This is a genomic window from Nocardioides exalbidus (assembly GCF_900105585.1).
Classification (GTDB): Bacteria; Actinomycetota; Actinomycetes; order Propionibacteriales; family Nocardioidaceae; genus Nocardioides; species Nocardioides exalbidus.
Window position 1 is genome coordinate 3,100,961 of the sequence record NZ_FNRT01000002.1, and the last position, 21,724, is coordinate 3,122,684.

Here is a 21,724-nt window from a genome sequence, read left to right on the forward strand (position 1 = left end):
GATTAGGTAAGGCAAGCCTAACTCGTGACGGGCGGATCAGACCAGGGGGAGTCGTTTCTGGGACCGGGGCAGGTGGGCGTAGCCCAGGCGCACGGCGCTGACGAGCAGGTCGGGGTCCCACGGCCACTCGCCCTGGGCCAGCGCCTCCGACTCGGGGACCCCCCGCGAGGCGAGGTCGCGGATCGTCTCGGCGATGGTGCCGAGGTCGACCCGCTGGTCCTGCACGAACGCCTTGTCCACGACCTGTCCGTGGCCGGGGACCACGACGGTCGAGTCGGTCATCAGGCCGAGCGCGAGGTCGAGGGTGATCGGCCACTCCAGCGGCCACGAGTCGTCGCCGATGAACGGCGGGTCGGACTCCTCGATGAGGTCGCCACCCAGCAGGACGTCGGCGTCCGGGACGCGGACGACGAGGTCGCCGGCGGTGTGCCCGCGACCGGGGTGGATCAGCTCGACCGCCCGGTCGCCGAGGTCGACCTGGACGGCCGAGGAGAAGGTCTGCGTCGGCAGCAGGAGCGTGGTCGCGAGGATCTCCTCGCGGCGCGGGTGGTCGGTGGTCTGCTCGTAGTGCTCGAAGGTGTGGCGGGCCGAGTCCTCGACGTGGTCGCGCGCCCACTCGGTCGCGTGGATCGGCATCTCGCCGAACTGCTCGACCATCGTCGCGTTGCCGAAGTGGTGGTCCCAGTGCTCGTGGGTGTTGACGAGGCCGGTGAGCGGGCCCGCGCCGAGTCGTCGTACGTCGTCGGCGACCATGCGCGCCTGCGCCGCCGAGCCGTGCGTGTCGACCATCAGCAGCCCGTCGGAGCCACCGACGAGGGTGATGTTGACGTGCATCCAGTCGTAGTGCGCCACCCAGACCCGCGGCGCGACCTCGGTGAACCGAGGTGGGGAGTCGGGGGACGCGTCGGTCATGTCGGCGACCCTACGGCGAACGAGTAGTCTTGGCACTCCGGGTGAGCGAGTGCCAGCACCACGAGTCCAGCAGCGAGGAGGGCCCCATGGTCGACGACCGCAAGCTCGACGTGCTGCGCGCGATCGTGGAGGACTACGTCGCCACCGAGGAGCCCGTCGGCTCCAAGGCGCTGGTCGAGCGCCACGGGCTCGGCGTCTCGCCCGCCACGGTGCGCAACGACATGGCCGCGCTGGAGGACGAGGGCTACATCCACCAGCCCCACACCAGCGCCGGCCGGGTGCCGACCGACAAGGGCTACCGGCTCTTCGTCGACAAGCTCGCCACCCTGAAGCCGATGAGCGTCGCCGAGCGGCGGGCGATCGCCACGCTGCTCGACGGGGCGGTCGACCTCGACGACGTGGTGCAGAAGTCGGTGCGGCTGCTCAGCCAGCTCACCCGTCAGGTCGCGATCGTGCAGTACCCCTCGCTGTCGCGCTCCACCGTGCGCCACATCGAGCTCGTCGCGCTGACCCCGACGCGGGTGATGCTGATCCTGATCCTCAGCACCGGCCGGGTCGAGCAGCGCCTCGTCGAGCTCGACGAGGCGATCGCCGACACCGACCTCGCCGAGCTGCGGGTCGCGGTCAACCACGTGAGCGCCGGCGTCCAGATCGCCGCCGCGGCCCAGGCGCTCGGCGCCCTGCCCGACGACGTACGCCCCGAGCAGGCCGACGCCACGCGCGCCGTGGTCGGCGTGCTCACCGAGGCGATGTCCGACCACCGCAGCGACGAGCGCGTCGCGGTGAGCGGCGCCGCCAACCTCGCCCGCTACGGCGACTTCGACACCGCCGTCCGTCCCCTGCTCGAGGCGCTCGAGGAGCACGTCGTGCTGCTCAAGCTGCTGGGGGAGTCGGGCGTCGACGCCCTCACCGTCCGCATCGGGCACGAGGGCCCCTACTCCGAGCTCGCGGCCACGAGCGTCGTGGCCACCGGCTACGGCCCGCAGGAGCTGCACCTCGGATCTCTCGGCGTGGTCGGGCCGACCCGCATGGACTACCCCGGATCCATGGCAGCCGTGCGCGCGGTCGCGCGCTACGTCTCCCGGATCCTCGATGAAGGAAACCAGTGACCCAGGACCCCTACGAGATCCTCGGCGTCTCGCGTGACGCCGGCGCCGACGAGATCAAGAAGGCCTACCGCCGCCTCGCCCGCCAGCTCCACCCCGACGTCAACCCGGACCCGGAGACGCAGGAGCGCTTCAAGGACGTCTCGCGCGCCTACGAGGTGCTGAGCGACCCGGGCAAGAAGGCGGCGTACGACCGTGGCGGCGACGCGTTCAGCCAGGGCTTCGGCGGTGCCGGGCAGGGCTTCTCGTTCACCGACATCATGGACGCGTTCTTCGGTGGCGGCGCGGCCGGTGGCGGCCAGACCCGCGGCCCGCGCTCGCGCGCCCGTCGTGGCCAGGACGCGCTCATCCGGCTCGACACGACGCTCGCCGAGGCGGCGTTCGGCGTGACCCGCGACCTCAAGGTCGACACCGCACTGCGCTGCGAGGCCTGCGAGGGCCAGGGCACCGCGCCCGGCACGTCGCCGACCACCTGCGAGACCTGCCACGGGCAGGGCGAGGTGGCGGTCGTGCAGCGCTCGTTCCTCGGCGAGATCCGCACGCTCCGCCCGTGCGCGGCCTGCCGCGGCTACGGCTCGATCATCCCCGACCCGTGCCGCGAGTGCTCCGGGGACGGTCGCGTCCGCACCCGCCGCACGCTCACGGTCAAGATTCCCGCGGGCGTCGACCACGGGACCCGGGTGCAGCTCACCGGCCAGGGCGAGGTCGGTCCCGGCGGAGGTCCTGCGGGCGACCTCTACGTCGAGATCCACGTGGAGCCGCACTCGACCTTCACCCGCAACGGCAACGACCTCCACACGACGGTCTCGCTCCCGATGACGGCGGCCGCGCTGGGCACCCAGCTGACGCTGCCGCTGCTCGAGGCCGACCTGCCCCCGTCCGACGAGACGCCCGAGGACGAGCGGCCCTCCACGACCTACGAGCTCGAGGTCCGTGCCGGCACGCAGTCCGGCAGCGAGCAGGTCATCCGCGGCTTCGGCGTGCCGAGCCTGCGCGGTGGTCGCGGCGACCTCATCGTGAGCGTCGTCGTCGACACCCCGACCCGGCTCGACCCGCGCCAGGAGGAGCTGCTGCGCGAGCTCGCGGCCATCCGCGGCGAGGAGAAGCCGACCGGGCACTCCGAGGCGCCCCACAAGTCGATGTTCGGCCGGCTGCGCGACGCCTTCCAGGGCTGACCTCGTGTCGCTGCCCGTCCACCTCGTCGAGTCCCTGGCCGGGGTGTCCGTCGGCCAGGTGGTCGAGGTGACCGGCGACGAGGCGCACCACGCGGTGGCCGTACGACGACTCCGCGAGGGCGAGCCGGTCGTGCTGACCGACGGCCTCGGGACGTCCGTTACCGGTGAGGTCGCCGCCACGGGCAAGCGCGTCTTGTCGGTGGCGGTCGCCTCGATCGAGTCGACCGAGCGGCCCGAACCCGCCGTCACGGTCGTCCAGGCGCTGCCCAAGGGTGACCGCGGCGAGCTCGCGGTCGAGGTGCTCACCGAGGTCGGCGTCGACCGGATCGTGCCGTGGGCCGCGTCCCGCTCGGTCGCCGTCTGGAAGGGCGAGCGGGCGACGAAGTCGCATGCGAAGTGGCAGGCCACCGCCCGCGAGGCGGCCAAGCAGTCGCGACGCTCGTGGCTGCCGACGGTGACCCCGCTCGCGACCACGGCCTCCCTGGCGGAGGTGGTCCGGGAGGCCGAGCTCGCGGTCGTGCTCCACGAGGACGCGACCGCACCGCTCAGCGCGGTCGACGTACCCGCCTCCGGCCGGATCGTCGTGGTCGTCGGTCCCGAGGGTGGCATCGCCCCCGACGAGCTCGCCGCCCTCGAGGACGCCGGTGCCGTCACCGTGCGCCTCGGGGACGAGGTGCTCCGGACCTCGACCGCCGGCGTGGTCGCGGTCGCCGCACTCCTCGCCCGCACGCCGCGCTGGGCCTAGTCGACGATCGTGATCCGGCGGGTGTCGGAGTCGACGGTCCCGTCGGCGTTCTGGACGGTCGCGATGACGTCGTACTGGCCTGCAGGCACGGTGGTGAGGTCGAAGGTGGCGGTGAACTCGAGCATGCCGTCGTTGCCGGCGCCCAGCCGGTCCACCTCCTGGGCGACGACGAAGTTGCCCTCCCAGCGCTGGATGCGGGTCGTGACGACGCCACTCTCGCTGAGGGCTCGTCCACGCACGGTCAGCCGCCTGTCGGCGACCACCTGTTCCTCCACGGGGTCGGACAGCGAGACCGGCGCGAGCACGTCGGCGTCGGGGGCACCCGTCAGCGGCGCGGTCGTCGGGACCCCGAGAATCGTGTCGGTCACCTCGCCCGCGACCTGCACGTCGACCGGCACCCTGCCCTGCCCCTCGAGCGCTTGCGCGGTCCGCACCAGCTGCTCCATCGCGAGCTGCGCGTCCTGCTCGCTCATGCCCGCAGGTCGCTCGACAGGTGCACCCTCGAGGGTGACCGTGATGCCGTCGGGCCCGGTCGACCAGGCGCGGAAGACGGTGGTCGTCGGCCACAGCGACCGGTAGTCCGGATCGAGTGCGTCGCCGCGGAGCACCGCCGCCATGGCGGTGGCGACCCGGGTGTCGGAGTCGGCGGGTCGGAACTCGCGGTAGAGCCGCGGCCCCGCAGCGGTGTCGCCCACGAAGTACACGGCGACCGGGCTGCTCGTACCCCCGTCGGGAGCGGTGGACCCCGAGGTGGGAGGGGCGGCGAGGTCCGGTCCCGTCGACTGCGGTGCACCCCCGGTGCTCAGGGCGAGCGCGGTCACCACCGAGGCGGCGAGCAGGCCGGCACCACCGGCGGCCCACCAGCCCCGGTGCGTACGGCGACCGGCCGGTGCGGTGGCGGTGCGGATGGCGTCGAGCCGGTCGCGCGGCTCGATGTCGTCGGCGGCCTCGTGGAGCAGGTCGCGGATCAGCTGGTCGTTCATGACGGGTCCTCCCACCAGTCGCCGAGGAGGTCGCGCAGGGCGGCGCTGCCTCGGGAAGCGTGTGCCTTGACGGCGCCGCGCGAGATGCCGAGCGCGTCGGCGATCTGGGCCTCGGACCAGTCCAGGTAGTAGCGGAGCACGAGCACCTCGCGCTGCCGCTCGGACAGCCGGCGCAGGGCGTCGCGGACGGCGTCGCTGCGGGCGCCGCTGGCCGACGGGCCCTCGACGACGAGGTCCGCGACGCGGGTCGAGCGGGTGTGCCGCTCCACGACACCCCGGTGGCGCAGCGCCGAGCGGGACCGGTTGACGACGGCCTGCCGGAGGTAGGCCAGCGCCTTGTCGGGGTCGCGCAGCCGCGACCACTTCCCGTGCATCGCGACGAACGCGTCCTGGACGAGGTCCTCGGCCGCGGCCTGGTCGTGCACGAGCAGGGCGGAGAGCCGGACGAGCTGGCGCCAGTGGGCGGCGTACAGCTGCTCGACGGCCTCGTCCGCGTCAGCGCCGACGAGACTCAGGTGCTCCGGCACCGGCGGCCTCCCTCGGCGGGGTCTGGTCTGGATGGTCACACACGATGACGCGCCAGGGTGCGACCCGGTTGACGGGTCCGGGCGATCACTTCACGGTGATCGTCTTCGTGTCGATCGACGGGCCGTTGCCCTCGGTGCCGCCGGTGGGGTCGTCGGTCTCGCACTGCACGACGACCTCGCCCGTGACGCCCGCGAGGGGGAGGTCGACCTCGAACGGGAACAGCTTGTCCTCGGTCCAACCGGCCGACTGGTAGCCCTCCATCGCCACCTCGGTGCCGGCCTGCAGGAGCCGGCACGGGCCGCTGGCCTCGAAGGAGTTGGCCACGCCGGTGACGGTGAGCGTGTCGCCGGTGACGGTCGCGCCCTCGGCGGGCGAGGTGATGTTGACCAGGTTGAGGGTCTTCAGCGCGCCGGCCGCGGTGAACTCGGTCTCGGTCGAGATCCCGAAGAGCGACGGCTCGGTCTCGCTGCGCTCGATCACGACGGGGATCCGCTCCTGCTGGGCGCCCTGGAGGGAGTAGACGAGCTGCTGGATCGCCAGCGTGGCCGCGCGCCTCGACATGCCGTCGGGCCGCTCGGTGAACGCGTCGGTCGGGAGGTCGACGAGCAGCACGCCGTCGGTCGCCTGCACCGACGCGACCTCCATCTGCGGCCAGAGCGTGCGGTAGTCCGGGTCGTCCGGCGTGCCGTTGCCCGCCACGAGCCGTGCCGCCTCCAGGAGCGGGTCGCCCTCGACGCGGTGGAACTCGCGGAAGAGGGCGGCACGTCGGGGGCCGTCACCGGCGTAGTAGACGGGTACGGCGGTGCCGTCCGCCTGCGTCGGGGTGCTGGTCGGCTCCTCGGTGGGGGACGCGTCGTCCGTCGGTGTCGGCTCTGCGGTGCTGGTCTCGCTCGGCTGCTCGGTCGTCTCGTCCGAGACCGGCTTCTGTCCGTCGCCCGTGCACGCGGCCAGCGCCAGCGTGCTCGCGAGGACCAGGGCGGCGGCGCCCGCGCAGCGTCGTACCGGGAAGGGGAAGGTCATGGCGGTCACGCTAGTGCGACGCGCAGCGGTCCCTTCCGGTCACACGCCGCTGTCCGGGACCCTAGGCTGGGGTGATGAGCGACACGTCGGACTCCTGCATCTTCTGCACCATCGTCGCCGGGGAGGTCCCGGCCGAGGAGCTCGGGCGCAACGACCGCGCGATCGCCATCAAGGACCTGAACCCGCAGGCGCCGTTCCACGCCCTCGTGATCCCGGTCGACCACCACGAGAACGCTGCCGCCTCCGCCGCCGCGGACCCGGCGACGATCGGCCACCTCGTGAGCCTCGCCGACGAGGTCGCGAAGGCGGCCGGCAACGCCGACTACCGATTGGTCGCCAACACGGGGGCAGGTGCCGGGCAGACCGTCTTCCACACGCACCTCCACGTGCTCGCCGGCTCGTTGGGCATGACCGAGCGACTGGTCTGATGACCCGCCGTCCCGCCCTTGCCGCCCTGCTGGCTACGGGCCTGCTCGCGCTCGCGGCGTGCGGTGGCGGTGGGGACGCGCCGGAGCCCGACCGGAGCGCCACCCAGCCCGCCTCGAGCTCGCCGACGGCGACCGAGGCCGCGGGGTCGGAGCACGCCGGCCACTACGCGGAGCCGGCGAGGTCCAGGCCGCTGCGCGAGGGCGAGACCCGGACGACGATCGCGATGCCGGGCAGCTACACCCCGTCCGCGCCCTACGGCACCGGCACCGACGACTACCGCTGCTTCCTGCTCGACCCCGAGCTCGAGGAGGACGCCTGGCTCACCGGCACCCATGTGCTGCCGGGCAACCCCGACGTCGTCCACCACGTGATCCTCTTCCAGGTCCCGCCCGGGCAGGTCGCGGCTGCCGAGGCCAAGGACGCGGCCGAGGACGGCGAGGGCTGGACCTGCTTCGGCGGCACGGGTCTCGAGCAGTTCCAGAACGTCGACGACGCCGCCTGGATCGGCGCCTGGGCGCCCGGCGGCCAGGAGTCCGTCGTGAAGCCCGGATTCGGGACCCGGCTCCGCACGGGCAGCCGGATCGTGATGCAGGTCCACTACAACCTGCTCGCCGGCCAGTCGCCGGACACCTCGGCCGCCCAGCTGCGGCTCGCCCCCGGCAGGCCGGACTACCAGGCGCTCCACACGATGCTGCTGCCCGCCCCGGTGGAGCTGCCGTGCCGCGCGAAGCACGCCGACGGCCCGCTGTGCGACCGTGCCGCCGCCCTCGCCGACGTCAAGGAGCGCTTCGGCGCCGAGGGCAACACCGCCGACGTCCTCCACTTCCTGTGCGGCACCGAGCCGGAGCCCGGCAACACCCAGTCGTGCACCCGCACCCTCGCGGAGCCGATGACCATCCACGGGGTCGCCGGCCACATGCACCTGCTCGGCCGGTCCATCACGATCGAGGTCAACCCCGGCACACCGCAGGCGAGGACCGTCCTCGACATCCCGCTCTGGGACTTCGACGACCAGGGCAGCAGGCCGATCGACCCCGTCCACCTCGACGCCTTCCAGCAGGTCAAGGTCACCTGCACCCACGTCCAGTGGCTGCGCGACAGGCTCCCGTCGTTCGAGGGGCAGCCCGACCGCTACGTCGTCTGGGGCGAGGGCACCACCGACGAGATGTGCCTCGGGATGCTCCAGGTCACCCGTCCGTAGGGCGACCCGGACAAACGGAGTGGGACCAACGCCGCGCGCTCGGTAGCATGGAAGGGCTCTGCCACCGACCCGGAAGGCCGCCCGTCACGGGCATCCATGACTGAGACGAACACCCCGCAGGAGAGGCCGACCCACACGGTCGTCGTCCCCAACAGCATCGACATGGTCTCGGTCCTCGGCCCGGGCGACGCGCACCTCCGGGTCATCGAGCGGGCGTTCAAGGCCGACGTCCACGTCCGCGGCAACCGGATCACCCTCACCGGCGACTCCGCCGAGGTGGCGATGGCCGAGCGGCTGCTCGACGAGATCGTGACGATCGTGCGCACCGGCCAGGGCGTCACCGACGAGACGGTCGAGCGCATCGTGCAGATGCTGCAGACCGAGACCCAGGAGCGCCCGGCCGACGTGCTGAGCCTCAACATCCTGTCCAACCGCGGCCGCACGATCCGTCCGAAGACGCTCAACCAGAAGCGCTACGTCGAGTCGATCGACAACTCCACGATCACCTTCGGCATCGGCCCCGCCGGCACGGGCAAGACCTATCTCGCGATGGCCAAGGCCGTGCAGGCGCTGCAGGCCAAGGAGGTCAACCGGATCATCCTGAGCCGCCCGGCCGTCGAGGCGGGGGAGCGGCTCGGCTTCCTGCCCGGCACGCTCAGCGAGAAGATCGACCCCTACCTGCGCCCGCTCTACGACGCGCTGCACGACATGGTCGACCCCGAGACGATCCCCAAGCTGCTCGCCGCCGGCACGATCGAGGTCGCGCCGCTGGCGTTCCTGCGCGGTCGCTCGCTCAACGACTCCTTCATCATCCTCGACGAGGCGCAGAACACCACGCCCGAGCAGATGAAGATGTTCCTCACGCGGCTCGGCTTCGGCTCGCGCATCGTCGTCACCGGCGACACCAGCCAGGTCGACCTGCCCTCGGGCACGAAGTCCGGGCTCCGGGTGGTCGAGTCGATCCTCGACGGGGTCGAGGACATCACGTTCTGCCGCCTCACCGGCACCGACGTCGTACGCCACCGGCTCGTGGGTCGCATCGTCGAGGCCTACGAGGTCGCCGACGCCGAGCGGGAGGCCGACCGGCCGACGTCGACGCAGGCCACGACCGGCCGCGGCCCGTCGCGGGGACAGCGATGAGCATCGAGGTCCTCAACGAGTCGGGCCAGGAGCTCGACGTGCGCCGCCTGTCCCAGCTGGCGCGCTTCGTGATGGACGAGATGCGCGTCCACCCGCAGGCGGAGCTGTGCATCAAGGCCGTCGACGTCGACACGATCGCCTCGCTCAACGAGCAGTGGATGGAGAAGGAGGGCCCGACCGACGTGCTCGCCTTCCCGATGGACGAGCTGCGTCCGGGCAAGGTCAACGAGGAGCCTGAGGAGGGCGTCCTCGGTGACCTGGTGCTGTCCCCGGTCGTCGCCGAGCGGCAGGGCGAGGAGGCCGGCCACGGCCGCGAGGCCGAGATCGACCTGCTCACCGTCCACGGCATCCTCCACCTCCTCGGCTACGACCACGCCGAGCCGGAGGAGCACGCGGTGATGTTCGGGCTGCAGGGCGAGCTGCTGGAGAAGTGGCGCGCCGCCCCTGAGACCGCCTGATGTCCGCCGACATCTGGCAGCTCGGCTCCGCCGCGCTGCTCGTCTGGCTCGCCGGCATGTTCTCGGCCGCCGACGCCGCCCTGAGCAGCTTCTCGCGCGCCCGTGCCGAGGAGCTGAAGGCCGAGGGTCGCGCCGGCGCCGCGCGTCTGGTGATGATCCTCGACGACCCCGCGCGCTACCTCAACACCGCGCTGCTGCTCCGCCTGCTGTGCGAGATCAGCGCGATCGTGCTGGTCAGCACGTGGGCCCGCGACGTCTACCACGACGCGCTCGTGCCGAGCGTGCTCACCACGATCGCCGTCATGCTGGTCGTGTCGTTCGTCGTGATCGGTGTCGCCCCCCGCACCCTGGGGCGCCAGCACGACGTGAAGGTCGCGCTCATCTCCGCAGGCCCGCTGTCGCTCGTCACCACGATCCTGGGCCCGATCCCCGCGCTGCTGATCCTGCTCGGCAACGCGATCACGCCCGGCAAGGGCTTCAGCGAGGGACCGTTCTCGACCGAGACCGAGCTGCGCGAGCTCGTCGACCTCGCCGAGGCCTCGGCGGTCATCGAGTCGGGCGAGCGGAGGATGATCCACTCCGTCTTCGAGCTCGGCGACACGATCACCCGTGAGGTGATGGTCCCGCGCCCCGACATGGTCTACATCGAGCGCCACAAGAACATCCGCCAGACGCTCTCGCTGTTCCTGCGCAGCGGCTACTCCCGCATCCCCGTCGTCGACGACAACCTCGACGACATCGTGGGCATGGCCTACCTCAAGGACCTCGTCCGCCGCGACTTCGAGGCGCCCGACGTGGAGTTCACCCAGCGCGTCGACGAGGTCATGCGCCCGGTGCACTACGTGCCGGACTCCAAGCCGGCCGACGCCCTGCTCACCGAGCTCCAGGCCCGCCGCCAGCACATCGCGATCGTCGTCGACGAGTACGGCGGCACGGCCGGCCTGATCACGATCGAGGACGTCCTCGAGGAGATCGTCGGCGAGATCACGGACGAGTACGACGCCGAGGAGGTCGAGGTCGAGCACGTGCCGGGCGGCGCGATCCGGGTCTCCTCGCGCTACCCGGTCGACGACCTCGACGAGATCGTCGGCTTCCCGGTCGAGGACGACGACGTCGACAGCGTGGGCGGGCTGATGGCCAAGCACCTCGGCAAGGTCCCGATCCCGGGGTCCGTCGTGGAGTGCCACGGCCTCCGCCTCGAGGCCGAGCGCGCCACCGGTCGCCGCAACAAGATCGAGACGGTGCTCGTCACGGTGCTCGCCGACGAGCACGGCGCCGACGACGGCGAGGAGAGCCAGGTCCCGGCCGCCGGCCGCTGACCCACGGCGTCCTGCCGCAGCCGGCGGGCGATGTCTACACTCTCGCCATGACTGACCTGTCAGCCGACCTCGACGCCGAGGACGCGAAGCTGGTGACCCTGGCTCGCGCGACCCGGACCCGTGCTCGCGCCCGCGAGGGAGCCGCCGTCCGCGACCTCGACGGACGGACCTACGCCGCCGCCAGCATCCGCCTGCCCCACCTGCGGCTGTCCGGCCTCGAGGTGTGCGTCGCGATGGCCATCTCGTCGGGCTCGACGGGCCTCGAGGCGGCGGTCGTGCTGACCGACGGCGACTTCGTCGACGTCAAGGCGACCAGCGACTTCGCCGGCCCCGGCGTGCCGGTGCTGATCGGCGACGCCGACGGGGCGATCCACACGAGGCAGACGACCCGCGCCGTCTGACACCGGGTGGTTGTGCAGGGCAACCAATGTGACCTACGAGATAGTCCCTCGCGCGCGGCCGCAGACGTCGCTAGCGTGCTGATGTGCGCACACCTGTGGGTTGGGAGGAGCACGCCGCTGGGGTGGCGAGGCTCGAGAGGTCATACGCGGCGCTGCCCGAGGGCGCGCCGGTCCGGCTGGCGAAGAAGACCAGCAACCTCTTCCGGGGACGTGCGGAGCTCGGCGCCGGCCTCGACGTCTCCGGCCTGACGGGCGTCATCGAGGTGGACGGCGACGTCGCCGAGGTGCAGGGCATGTGCACCTACGAGCACCTCGTCGAGGTCACCCTCGCCCACGGCCGCATCCCGCTCGTGGTGCCCCAGCTCAAGACCATCACCCTGGGCGGTGCGGTCACCGGCCTCGGCATCGAGTCGACGAGCTTTCGCAACGGCCTCCCGCACGAGTCCGTCCTCGAGATGGACGTGATGACCGGCTCCGGCGAGATCGTCACCACCAAGCCGGGCGACGACCTCTTCGACGCCTTCCCGAACTCCTACGGCTCGCTCGGCTACGCGACGCGGTTGCGCATCGAGCTCGAGCCCGTCCCGGCCTACGCCGCCCTCCGGCACGTGCGCTTCGACGACCCCGCCGCGCTGGCCGACGCCGTGACGCGGATCGTCGACTCGGGGGAGTGGGACGGTCAGCAGGTCGACGGCCTCGACGGCGTCGCGTTCTCGCCCGACGAGCTCTACCTCACGCTCGCCCGCTGGACCGACGAGCCCGGCCCGACCAGCGACTACACCGGCCAGCAGGTCTTCTACCGCTCGCTCCAGCAGCGCTCGACCGACCGCCTCACCGTCCACGACTACATCTGGCGCTGGGACACCGACTGGTTCTGGTGCTCGCGCGCGTTCGGCGCCCAGCACCCGCTCGTACGACGCGTGTGGCCCCGCCGGCTGCGCCGCTCCGACGTCTACTGGAAGCTCGTCGCGCTCGACCGGAGGTTCGGCATCGGCGACCGGCTCGACCGGCGCGCCGGCCGCCCCCGCGGCGAGCGCGTCGTCCAGGACGTCGAGGTGCCCGTCGACCGGCTGGCCGAGTTCCTCGGCTGGTTCGACCGCGAGGTCGGGATGCGCCCGGTGTGGCTGTGCCCGCTCCAGGTGCGTCGCGAGGGTGGGGAGCGGCCGTGGCCGGGCTACCCGCTGACGGCCGGGGAGACCTACGTCAACGTCGGCTTCTGGGGCGTCGTCAACGTCGGCCCCGACGCCCCGACGTCCCCGCGCAACCGCGCGATCGAGGCCGAGGTCACCGAGCTCGGCGGCCACAAGAGCCTCTACTCCGACGCGTTCTACGACCGCGCGGAGTTCGACCGCCTCTACGACGGGCCGAACCTGGCCCGGGTGAAGGCGATCCACGATCCCGACGACCGACTGACGTCCCTCTACGACAAGGTGGTGCAGCAACGATGAGCCTTGGCTCGACCCCGAAGAACGGTGCGACGAACAAGATGTCCATCAGCGACGCGATGGACCGGCTGGTGAGGGGCGGCCTGCCCGTCCGCTTCACCGCCTACGACGGCAGCAGCGCCGGCCCGCCCGACGCCCGGATCGGTCTCCACCTCAAGAACGAGCGCGGCCTGGCCTACCTGATGACGGCTCCCGGCGACCTCGGCATGGCACGCGCCTACGTCAGCGGCGACCTCGACCTCTCCGGCGTGGACCCGGCCGACCCCTACGACGCGATGACGCTGCTCAAGGACCACACCAAGTTCCGGATGCCGACGCCCTCGGAGGGCATCGCGATCGCGCGCAGCCTCGGGCTGTCGCACCTGCGACCGCCGGCCCCGCCGCCCCAGGAGCACCTGCCCCGCTGGCGCCGTGCGGTCGAGGGCCTGCGCCACTCGATGTCGCGCGACGCCGAGGTGATCTCGCACCACTACGACGTCTCCAACCGCTTCTACGAGATGGTGCTCGGCCCGTCGATGGCCTACACCTGCGCGCTCTACGAGACCCCGGACGCGACGCTCGAGGAGGCGCAGTTCGCCAAGTTCGACCTCGTCGCCCGCAAGCTCAACCTGCAGCCCGGGCAGACCCTGCTCGACGTCGGCTGCGGCTGGGGCTCGATGGTCCGCCACGCCGCGCGCGAGTACGGCGTCAAGGCGCTCGGTGTGACGCTCTCGCTCGAGCAGGCCCAGTGGGCCAAGGAGGCGATCGACCGCGAGGGCCTCGGTGACCTCGCCGAGGTGCGCCACATGGACTACCGCGACGTGGTCGAGGGCGACTTCGACGCGATCAGCTCCATCGGGCTGCTCGAGCACATCGGCGTGCGCAACTACCCGTCGTACTTCTCGCACCTGCGCGACCGCCTCAAGCCGGGCGGCCGCCTGCTCAACCACTGCATCACCCGCGCCCACAACAAGCACACCGAGACCGGCGCGTTCATCGACCGCTACGTGTTCCCGGACGGCGAGCTGATCGGCTCCGGCACGATCATCTCCGCCGCGCAGGACCAGGGCCTCGAGGTGCAGCACAGCGAGAACCTCCGCCTCCACTACGCCGCGACGCTCCGCGACTGGAACAAGAACCTGGTCGACAACTGGGACGAGTGCGTGAAGGAGGTCGGCGAGGGGACCGCGCGCGTGTGGGGCCTCTACATCGCCGGCTCGCGGGTCGGCTTCGAGCGCGACGAGATCGAGCTGCACCAGGTGCTCGCGACGCGCAACGATGACCACGGGGTCTCCGGCTTCCCGATGCGGCCCGACTGGAAGGCCTGACTGCACGGGCTCGCGGGCATCGCCGATACCGTGGGCCCGTGAGCACCCGCGCAGCGCAGTTCCAGGCGACCGTACGACGCCGCGAACCGCTGTCGGACCACCTCGTGCGGCTGACCCTGGACGGGCTCGACGACTTCACCTCCACCGGGATCCCGGACGAGTGGGTGGGGCTCGTCGTGCCCGGCCAGTTCCAGAGCCGCTACTACACGGTCCGGTCGTTCGCCGACGGCGAGCTGACCCTCGACGTCGTCGTCCACGACGTCGGGCTCGTCACCGAGTGGGCAATGCGCGACTGCGTCGGCGACACGGTCACGATCACCGAGCCGAAGGCGTCGTTCCTGCCGCCGGCGGGTGCGACGTGGCTGCTGCTCGTCGGCGACCTGACGGCGATGCCGGCGATGGCCCGCATCGTCGAGACGCACCCCACCCTGACGACGTACGTCATGGCCGAGGTGCCCGACCAGCACGAGCTGGCCGGGGCGGGCTACCTCCCCGGGAGCGCCGACGTGACCTGGCTGGAGCCGCCGGCCCGGGGCCAGAGCGCCCTGGCCGAGGTCGTCGCGGGCATCGACTGGCCCGAGGGCGAGGGCTACTTCTGGATGGCCGGCGAGTCGGCGCAGATGCGCGCCATCCGCAAGCACCTGATGCGGGAGGTCGGCCTGCCGACCACCCACTACGACGTGATGGGCTACTGGCGCGCGACGGCCGCGCGTCAGCCCCGCGCCGTCGATCCCGGGCCGATCTGGCGCGCGGGCAAGGCGGCAGGCAAGACTGACGAGCAGATCTGGGCGGACTACGACGCGGCGCGGGAGGCCACAGATGTCTGACGAGCACGACGACGAGCTCGAGGGCTTCGACGAGCACAGCGACGACGAAGACGAGCTGGACGACGATGACGAGCTGGACGACGACTTCGACCTGTCCGGCGTCGCGCCGGCAGGTGCGTTCTACCAGGCGCCGGAGGGCTTCCGGAGCGGCTTCGCGTCGTTCGTCGGGCGGCCCAACGCCGGCAAGTCGACGCTGACCAACGCGCTCGTCGGGCAGAAGATCGTCATCACCTCGTCCAAGCCGCAGACCACGCGCAACGTCGTGCGCGGGATCGTGCACCGCGACGACGCACAGCTGATCCTCGTCGACACCCCCGGCCTGCACCGGCCGCGGACCCTGCTCGGCGAGCGCCTCAACGACCTGGTCCGCACGACGTGGGCCGAGGTCGACGTGGTCGCGGTCTGCTTCCCGGCCAACGAGAAGATCGGTCCCGGTGACCGCTTCCTGGTCACCGAGCTGGCCAAGGTGCGCCGCACCGTGCGGATCGCCGTCGCCACCAAGACCGACCTGGTGACACCGGAGCAGCTGGGCCAGCACCTCCTCGACATCCAGCAGCTCGGCGCGGAGACCTCGACCGAGTGGGCGGAGATCGTGCCCGTCTCGGCGAAGTCGGGCGACCAGGTGCAGCTGCTGGCCGACCTGCTGGTCGGCCTGATGCCCGAGGGCCCGCCGCTCTACCCCGACGGCGACCTCACCGACGCCCCCGAGGAGGCGCTCGCCGCCGACCTCATCCGCGAGGCCGCGCTCGAGGGCGTGCGCGACGAGCTGCCCCACTCGATCGCCGTCGTCGTCGAGGAGATGGGACTGCGCGAGGGACGCCCCGAGGACAAGCCGCTGCTCGACATCGTGGCCAACCTCTACGTCGAGCGCGACTCCCAGAAGGGCATCATGATCGGTCACAAGGGCTCGCGCCTGCGCTCGGTCGGCACCGCCGCCCGCAAGCAGATCGAGGCGCTGCTCGGCACCCCGGTCTACCTCGACCTCCAGGTCAAGATCGCCAAGGACTGGCAGCGCGACCCGCGCCAGCTGCGCAAGCTCGGCTTCTGAGCGGACACACCCGGCGGAGGGGGTGACGCGGCGCTCGTCGTGTGGTCGCATGTGCCATGCGCATCCGGTCGCCCCGCTCCCTCGTCGTCGCCACGGCCCTGTCCCTCGGCGCCGCTCTCCTCGCCACGCCCCTCGTCACGTCCGCGGTAGCCGGCGCCGCCGAGACGTCCGCGCCGACGCAGTTCCGGGCGGAGCCGATCGACTGGGGGCGGTGCAAGGACGCGTTCCTGCGCCAGTCCGGCGCGAAGTGCGGCCTGCTCACCGTCCCGCTCGACCATGCCGTGCCGGACGGCCCGACGATCCAGCTGGCGGTCTCCCGTGTCGCGCACAAGGGATCGACCTACCGGGGCGTGATGTTCACCAACCCGGGCGGCCCGGGCGGCGCAGGCACCTACCTCGCCGCCTACGGCCAGTTCGTGCCGGGCAAGGTCGGCCGCAGCTACGACTGGATCGGCGTCGACCCGCGCGGCGTCGGCGACAGCCGCCCTGCGCTGTCGTGCGACAAGCGGATCGCCGAGATCGGCACGCGCCCGTCCTACTACCCGACGACCGACGCGATCCTCCAGGCCTGGCTGACCAAGAGCGAGCACTACGCCGCCGACTGCGGAGCGTCGGCCTCGGCCGCGCTCCTGCCGCACATGAAGACGACGGACACGGTCGCGGACTTCGAGGTGCTCCGCGCAGCACTGGGCGCGGAGAAGGCGAGCTTCTACGGGTTCTCCTACGGCACCTACCTCGCGCAGGTCTACGCCACGTTGCACCCCGACCGCATCGACAAGCTCGTCCTCGACGGCGTGATCGACCCGCGCGGCATCTGGTTCGACTCGCAGCAGGAGCAGAACCGGGCGTTCGAGAAGGCAATGGGCCAGTTCTGGCGGTGGACGGCCCGAGCCCACCGGACCTACCGGCTCGGGTCCACCGGCGCGAAGGTCGAGAAGACCTACTACCGCATCGTGAAGAAGCTGACGAAGAAGCCGGTCAACGGCGTGAGCGGCCCCGAGGTCGCCGACCTGACGCTCTCGGCGGGCTACGGGCGCTACTCGTGGCCCGACGTCGCGTCCATGCTCTCCGAGGTGGTGACCAAGGGGACCGCGCGGAAGCTCCGCAAGGAGTACACCTCCAGCTACCCCACGGTCCGCGACGGGGACAACGGCTACGCCGCCTACCTCGCGACCGTCTGCACCGACGCCCCGTGGCCGACCGACCTCGACGCCCTGCTCGCCGACTACACGCGGCAGGACCGCACGCGACACTTCCTGGCCTGGCCCAACGCCTGGTACAACGGCCCGTGCCGCACCTGGCCCGCGTCGCCCGGCACGCCTGTCGACATCGCGGCGTCCGACCAGCAGGCGCTCCTGATCAGCGAGACCTTCGACGGTGCCACCCCCTTCGCGGGAGCACTGGACGTACGCCGTCGCTGGCGCGGCGCGTCGCTGATCGAGGGCGTCGGCGGCACGACGCACGCCGGCAGCCTGAGCGGGGTCGGCTGCGTCGACAACCGGATCGCCTCCTACCTCGCGACCGGGAAGCTGCCGAAGCGCCGCTCCGGCGACCGGTCCGACGTGAGGTGCCCGGCGATCCCTGCTCCGAATCCCGGGTGAGCCGGACCGGGTGGGGTCAGGCCGGGTGGGGTCAGGCCGGGACCCAGCAGATGCCGTAGCGCTGGCCCGCGTCCCACTGCTCCTGGGTCGGGCTCTCCTGCGACCACGTGAAGTCGAGCGGGTCGTCGGCGCCGGCGCGCGCCGCGTCGCGGCAGGTCGCCTCCATCCGGTCGGCGATGGCCGCGTCCTTCGGCAGCACCTTGCCGGGGATGTCGACGGTGGTCGTCGCGCGCCACGTGTGCGTCGACCCGCAGGTGACGCGCCGGAAGGCCCTCGTCCCGGGGGCCGCGGTGGCACACATGGTGATGGCCGGCGCCTCGCCCCAACCCTTCGTCTGCTTCGGCAGCCGCATCAGCTGGCGCGGCGAGGCGACGACGACCACGTCGCAGCGGAACCAGTCCGCCCCTGCCGCCGCGCGGTTCACGCTCGGGGTGAACCAGACGGCCTGCGCCATGCTCAGCCTCAGCTCCAGCGGCGTACGGGCGAGGTGGCGGGGGAGCCGCGACGTGCAGGCCGTGCGGGCCTGGCGCTGCGCGGCGCGGGAGTCGGGTCGGCGCACGTGGCCTGCCTCGGTGGTCAGGTCGAGCCGGCCCACGAAGTAGGTCTGCGCGGTGTGCGGACGCCCGCACCTCACCGGCGCGGTGCGGCCGATGACCGCGATGGCCTGCCGGAAGGACAGGTCGTGGCACTCGCCGACCTTCGGCGTCGGGCCCGGGTCGGGCGGGACCGTCTCGGTGGGAGTCGGTGTCGTGACCGGCGGCTCGTCCGGCCCGGACGTGGACCCGGTGCACGCGGTGAGCGCGAGCAGCAGCGCGACGACGGCTGCGACGGCTGCGACGACCTTGGGCACGGGGGTCATCCCATCACCCACCCATCACCAGGGCCGCCAGCGTCCCGCCGAGGTCGTACGCCGACTCCCGGTCCGCGGCGCCGACCTCGCCCGTCACCTCGAGGACCGGCGCCGCCTGGCGCCAGGGCAGGGCACCGACGATCGACTGCACCGATCGCACGGCGCCGGTCGTGTCGTAGCGGCCGTGGACGTAGAGGCCGAACGGCTTCCGGCCGCCCTCCGCGCTGGCGGCCGACCCGTCCTCGGACAGTGCGCCGCCGGCGGCCAGGAAGGTCGAGTCGAAGAAGTGCTTGAGCGCGCCGCTCATGTAGCCGAAGTTGGCCGGGGTGCCGAGGACGAAGCCGTCGGCGGCGAGCACGTCGTCGGCCGTCGCCTCGAGCGCCGGACGGACGACGACCTCCACGTCCTCGATCGCGTCGTCGGACGCGCCCGCGACCACCGCGTCGGTCAGGACGGCGACCGACGGGGTGGGGGAGTGGTGCACCACCAACAAACTGGGCATGACGAGAGCCTACGAGGCGCGTAACGTCGCGAGACGTGACGTTCGAGGTGGCAGGTGACGCGTACGACCGGTTCATGGGCCGGTACTCCCGGCCCCTCGCCCTCGCCCTCGTGGACTGGCTCGGCCCCGACCCCGGCAGCCGGGTGGTCGACGTCGGCTGCGGACCCGGCGCCCTGACCGGCGTCCTGGTCGACCGGCTGGGCGCCGAGCACGTCGCGGCGGCCGACCCCACGGCGCCGTTCGTCGAGGCGTGCCGCGAGCGGAACCCCGGGGTCGACGTGCGCCGGGCACCGGCGGAGGACCTGCCGTTCGACGACGGCTCGTTCGACGTCGCGGCAGCCAACCTGGTCGTGCACTTCATGGCGGACCCCGTCGCGGGCCTCACCGAGATGGCCCGCGTGACCAGGTCTGGCGGCCAGGTCGCCGCGACGGTGTGGGACATCCACGGGCGACGCACGCCCATGGAGCCGGTCTGGCGCGGACTCGACGTGGTCGATCCCACGCGGCCGGACGAGGGCGTGTCGGCGGGCGCGCGCCGGGGCGCCACCGACGAGCTGATGGCGCGTGCCGGGCTCCGCGACGTGTCGGGCACCGAGCTCGCGGTGACGGTCACCCACCCGAGCTTCGAGGAGTGGTGGGAGCCCTACCTCCACGGAGTCGGTCCGGTCGGCGACGCCGTGGCCGCGCTCGACGACCGGCGCCGCGCCCAGCTGGAGGAGGTCCTCCGCGACGACCTCGGCGACGGTCCGTTCGAGCTGACCGCGGTCGCGTTCGCCGTCCACGGGCGGGTCTGAGCCGTCTCACTTCGCGGGAGCGGCGGCGCGAGCGGCCCGGCCGGGGGCTACTCTGGTCCCGTCATGATGCGCAGCCTCCTTCTTCGCTGCCGCAACGAGGCCCCAGTTATCCAACACTGACCCGGCTTCCTCGTTGCGGAGTCGCGCGCGCCGGTCGACTGACACAGACCGACCTTCTGACGAGGACCCCATGACCAACCTGAGCAACACCGCCAACCAGCAGTCGACGAGCCCCATGCCGTTCGGCCGCTACACGCCCTTCGTGCCCGTCGACGTGCCCGACCGCACGTGGCCGACCAGGAAGGTCGAGAAGGCGCCGCGCTGGCTCTCCACCGACCTGCGCGACGGCAACCAGGCCCTGATCGACCCGATGACCCCGGCCCGCAAGCTCACCATGTTCGAGCTGCTGGTGAAGATGGGCTACAAGGAGATCGAGGTCGGCTTCCCGAGCGCGAGCCAGACCGACTTCGACTTCGTCCGCAAGCTCATCGACGAGGACCGGATCCCCGACGACGTCCAGATCTCGGTGCTGACCCAGGCCCGCGAGGACCTCATCGAGCGCACCGTCGAGTCTCTGGTCGGTGCCCCGCGCGCCACCGTCCACCTCTACAACGCGACCGCACCGCTCTTCCAGCGCGTGGTCTTCGGCGTGACGCCCGACGAGTGCCGCAACATCGCGGTCCGCGGCACCGAGATGGTGATGAAGTACGCCGAGGAGCGCCTCGGCGGCATCGTGGGCACCGAGGACTTCGGCTACCAGTACAGCCCGGAGATCTTCACCCAGACCGACACCGACTTCGCGCTGAGCGTGTGCGAGGCCGTCTCCGACGTCTGGCAGCCCGAGGCCGGCCGCGAGATCATCCTCAACCTGCCGGCGACCGTCGAGATGTCGACGCCGAACACCTACGCCGACCAGATCGAGTACTTCGGCCGCGGCCTGACCCGCCGCGAGCACTCCGCGATCAGCCTGCACCCGCACAACGACCGCGGCACGGCCGTCGCCGCCACCGAGCTGGCCCTGATGGCCGGCGCCGACCGCGTCGAGGGCTGCCTGTTCGGCCACGGCGAGCGCACCGGCAACGTCGACCTGGTGACCCTGGGCATGAACCTGTTCAGCCAGGGCATCGACCCGCAGGTCGACTTCGGCGACATCGACGAGGTCCGCCGCACGGTCGAGTACTGCACCGGCCTGCCGGTCCACCCGCGCCACCCCTACGCGGGCGACCTCGTCTACACCGCCTTCTCCGGCTCCCACCAGGACGCCATCAAGAAGGGCCTGGAGGACCTCGACAAGCGGGCCGCCGACCAGGGCATCGACGTGCGCGACATCGCGTGGGAGGCGCCGTACCTCCCCATCGACCCCAAGGACGTCGGCCGCACCTACGAGGCCGTGATCCGGGTCAACAGCCAGTCCGGCAAGGGCGGCGTGGCCTACGTCCTCAAGACCGAGCACAAGCTCGACCTGCCCCGCCGCGCGCAGATCGAGTTCAGCCGCGTCGTGCAGCAGCACACCGACGCCGAGGGCGGCGAGATCACACCCGAGGAGATCTGGGCCGTCTTCCGCGCCGAGTACCTCGACCGCGCGACCCCGCTGAGGCTCAACTCCATCCACACCTCGTCCGCCACCGGCCAGAAGGACGCGCTCGACGTCAACGTCTACGTCGACGGGGTGGCCCAGGCGCTGCACGGCGAGGGCAACGGCCCGCTGTCGGCGTTCATCGCCGCGATCAACGAGCTGCCGCACGACTTCGACGTCCGGCTCCTCGACTACGCCGAGCACACCCTCGCCGCCAGCGGCGACTCGCTCGCCGCGGCCTACGTCGAGCTCGTGGTCCACGGGACGACCTACTGGGGCGTGGGCATCGACGCCAACATCGTCACCGCCTCGCTCAAGGCCGTGGTCAGCGCCGTCAACCGCGCCTGACTACATTCG

22 protein-coding genes are annotated in these 21,724 nt (G+C 72.0%); 16 read left to right on the plus strand and 6 right to left on the minus strand.

Going from position 1 to position 21,724, the window contains the following annotated elements; all coding sequences use genetic code 11:
* Nucleotides 1-36: 36 nt before the first annotated feature.
* A complete protein-coding gene (locus tag BLV76_RS15255) occupies nt 37-912 on the minus strand; it encodes an MBL fold metallo-hydrolase (protein WP_090969930.1) in 876 nt (291 codons plus the stop codon).
* A gap of 86 nt (nt 913-998) precedes the next feature.
* On the opposite strand from BLV76_RS15255, the gene hrcA reads away from it, so the two are divergent.
* The 3 genes from hrcA to BLV76_RS15270 are packed head-to-tail and all read left to right on the plus strand — an operon-like array spanning nt 999 to nt 3,938.
* A complete protein-coding gene (hrcA, locus tag BLV76_RS15260; protein ID WP_090972796.1) occupies nt 999-2,021 on the plus strand; it encodes a heat-inducible transcriptional repressor HrcA in 1,023 nt (340 codons plus the stop codon).
* Nucleotides 2,018-3,193: a molecular chaperone DnaJ gene (dnaJ, locus tag BLV76_RS15265; protein WP_090969932.1), complete on the plus strand. Its 1,176-nt coding sequence runs from the start codon at nt 2,018-2,020 to the stop codon at nt 3,191-3,193. Before hrcA ends, dnaJ begins: the two co-directional genes overlap by 4 nt.
* Before the next feature lie 4 nt (nt 3,194-3,197).
* Nucleotides 3,198-3,938, plus strand: coding sequence for a 16S rRNA (uracil(1498)-N(3))-methyltransferase (locus BLV76_RS15270; protein WP_090969934.1), 741 nt, complete (start codon nt 3,198-3,200; stop codon nt 3,936-3,938).
* Here BLV76_RS15270 and BLV76_RS15275 read toward each other — a convergent pair.
* From BLV76_RS15275 to BLV76_RS15285, 3 genes are all read right to left on the minus strand, one after another.
* Nucleotides 3,935-4,921: a GerMN domain-containing protein gene (locus BLV76_RS15275; protein WP_090969936.1), complete on the minus strand. Its 987-nt coding sequence runs from the start codon at nt 4,919-4,921 to the stop codon at nt 3,935-3,937. The two genes, BLV76_RS15270 and BLV76_RS15275, sit on opposite strands and share 4 nt — an antisense overlap.
* The gene (locus tag BLV76_RS15280) at nt 4,918-5,448 is read right to left on the minus strand and encodes a SigE family RNA polymerase sigma factor (protein WP_245734696.1); all 531 of its coding nucleotides are present in this window, start codon (nt 5,446-5,448) and stop codon (nt 4,918-4,920) included. The genes BLV76_RS15275 and BLV76_RS15280 overlap by 4 nt, the downstream gene beginning before the upstream one ends.
* Nucleotides 5,449-5,533: 85 nt before the next feature.
* Nucleotides 5,534-6,469, minus strand: coding sequence for a Gmad2 immunoglobulin-like domain-containing protein (locus BLV76_RS15285; protein WP_139306592.1), 936 nt, complete (start codon nt 6,467-6,469; stop codon nt 5,534-5,536).
* A gap of 74 nt (nt 6,470-6,543) precedes the next feature.
* Between BLV76_RS15285 and BLV76_RS15290 the strand changes: the two genes are divergently transcribed.
* The 11 genes from BLV76_RS15290 (at nt 6,544) to BLV76_RS15340 (ending at nt 17,645) form a co-directional block, all read left to right on the plus strand.
* The gene (locus BLV76_RS15290; RefSeq protein WP_090969940.1) at nt 6,544-6,897 is read left to right on the plus strand and encodes an HIT domain-containing protein; all 354 of its coding nucleotides are present in this window, start codon (nt 6,544-6,546) and stop codon (nt 6,895-6,897) included.
* Nucleotides 6,897-8,099 (plus strand): hypothetical protein, encoded by a 1,203-nt coding sequence (locus BLV76_RS15295; protein ID WP_090969942.1) that lies wholly within the window; start codon nt 6,897-6,899, stop codon nt 8,097-8,099. Before BLV76_RS15290 ends, BLV76_RS15295 begins: the two co-directional genes overlap by 1 nt.
* A 96-nt stretch (nt 8,100-8,195) precedes the next feature.
* Nucleotides 8,196-9,239 carry a PhoH family protein gene (locus BLV76_RS15300; protein WP_090969944.1) on the plus strand — a complete coding sequence of 348 codons (1,044 nt, stop codon included), beginning with the start codon at nt 8,196-8,198 and terminating at the stop codon, nt 9,237-9,239.
* Nucleotides 9,236-9,697: an rRNA maturation RNase YbeY gene (ybeY, locus tag BLV76_RS15305; RefSeq protein WP_090969945.1), complete on the plus strand. Its 462-nt coding sequence runs from the start codon at nt 9,236-9,238 to the stop codon at nt 9,695-9,697. Before BLV76_RS15300 ends, ybeY begins: the two co-directional genes overlap by 4 nt.
* Entirely contained in the window at nt 9,697-11,016 is a 1,320-nt protein-coding gene (locus tag BLV76_RS15310; RefSeq protein ID WP_090969947.1) for a hemolysin family protein, read from the plus strand. The genes ybeY and BLV76_RS15310 overlap by 1 nt, the downstream gene beginning before the upstream one ends.
* Before the next feature lie 47 nt (nt 11,017-11,063).
* Nucleotides 11,064-11,417, plus strand: a complete 354-nt coding sequence (locus BLV76_RS15315) for a cytidine deaminase (protein ID WP_175539694.1) — start codon at nt 11,064-11,066, stop codon at nt 11,415-11,417.
* An 83-nt stretch (nt 11,418-11,500) separates the two neighbouring features.
* The gene (locus BLV76_RS15320; protein ID WP_090969949.1) at nt 11,501-12,865 is read left to right on the plus strand and encodes an FAD-binding oxidoreductase; all 1,365 of its coding nucleotides are present in this window, start codon (nt 11,501-11,503) and stop codon (nt 12,863-12,865) included.
* Nucleotides 12,862-14,169 carry an SAM-dependent methyltransferase gene (locus tag BLV76_RS15325; protein WP_090969952.1) on the plus strand — a complete coding sequence of 436 codons (1,308 nt, stop codon included), beginning with the start codon at nt 12,862-12,864 and terminating at the stop codon, nt 14,167-14,169. The genes BLV76_RS15320 and BLV76_RS15325 overlap by 4 nt, the downstream gene beginning before the upstream one ends.
* Nucleotides 14,170-14,207: 38 nt before the next feature.
* Nucleotides 14,208-14,996, plus strand: a complete 789-nt coding sequence (locus BLV76_RS15330) for a siderophore-interacting protein (RefSeq protein WP_090969954.1) — start codon at nt 14,208-14,210, stop codon at nt 14,994-14,996.
* Nucleotides 14,989-16,044 (plus strand): GTPase Era, encoded by a 1,056-nt coding sequence (era, locus tag BLV76_RS15335; protein WP_090969956.1) that lies wholly within the window; start codon nt 14,989-14,991, stop codon nt 16,042-16,044. The genes BLV76_RS15330 and era overlap by 8 nt, the downstream gene beginning before the upstream one ends.
* Before the next feature lie 56 nt (nt 16,045-16,100).
* On the plus strand, nt 16,101-17,645 hold the full coding sequence (locus BLV76_RS15340; protein WP_090969957.1) for an alpha/beta hydrolase: 1,545 nt from the start codon (nt 16,101-16,103) through the stop codon (nt 17,643-17,645).
* A gap of 31 nt (nt 17,646-17,676) precedes the next feature.
* Here the strand turns inward: BLV76_RS15340 and BLV76_RS15345 are convergent, their stop codons facing one another.
* A complete protein-coding gene (locus BLV76_RS15345) occupies nt 17,677-18,504 on the minus strand; it encodes a septum formation family protein (protein ID WP_090969959.1) in 828 nt (275 codons plus the stop codon).
* A gap of 4 nt (nt 18,505-18,508) precedes the next feature.
* Nucleotides 18,509-18,997: a flavodoxin family protein gene (locus BLV76_RS15350; protein ID WP_090969961.1), complete on the minus strand. Its 489-nt coding sequence runs from the start codon at nt 18,995-18,997 to the stop codon at nt 18,509-18,511.
* A 35-nt stretch (nt 18,998-19,032) separates the two neighbouring features.
* Here BLV76_RS15350 and BLV76_RS15355 point away from each other — a divergent pair, with 35 nt between their 5' ends.
* Entirely contained in the window at nt 19,033-19,791 is a 759-nt protein-coding gene (locus BLV76_RS15355; RefSeq protein WP_090969963.1) for a class I SAM-dependent methyltransferase, read from the plus strand.
* 190 nt (nt 19,792-19,981) lie between these two features.
* A complete protein-coding gene (gene leuA, locus BLV76_RS15360; RefSeq protein WP_090969965.1) occupies nt 19,982-21,715 on the plus strand; it encodes a 2-isopropylmalate synthase in 1,734 nt (577 codons plus the stop codon).
* The last annotated feature ends 9 nt before the right edge of the window (nt 21,716-21,724 follow it).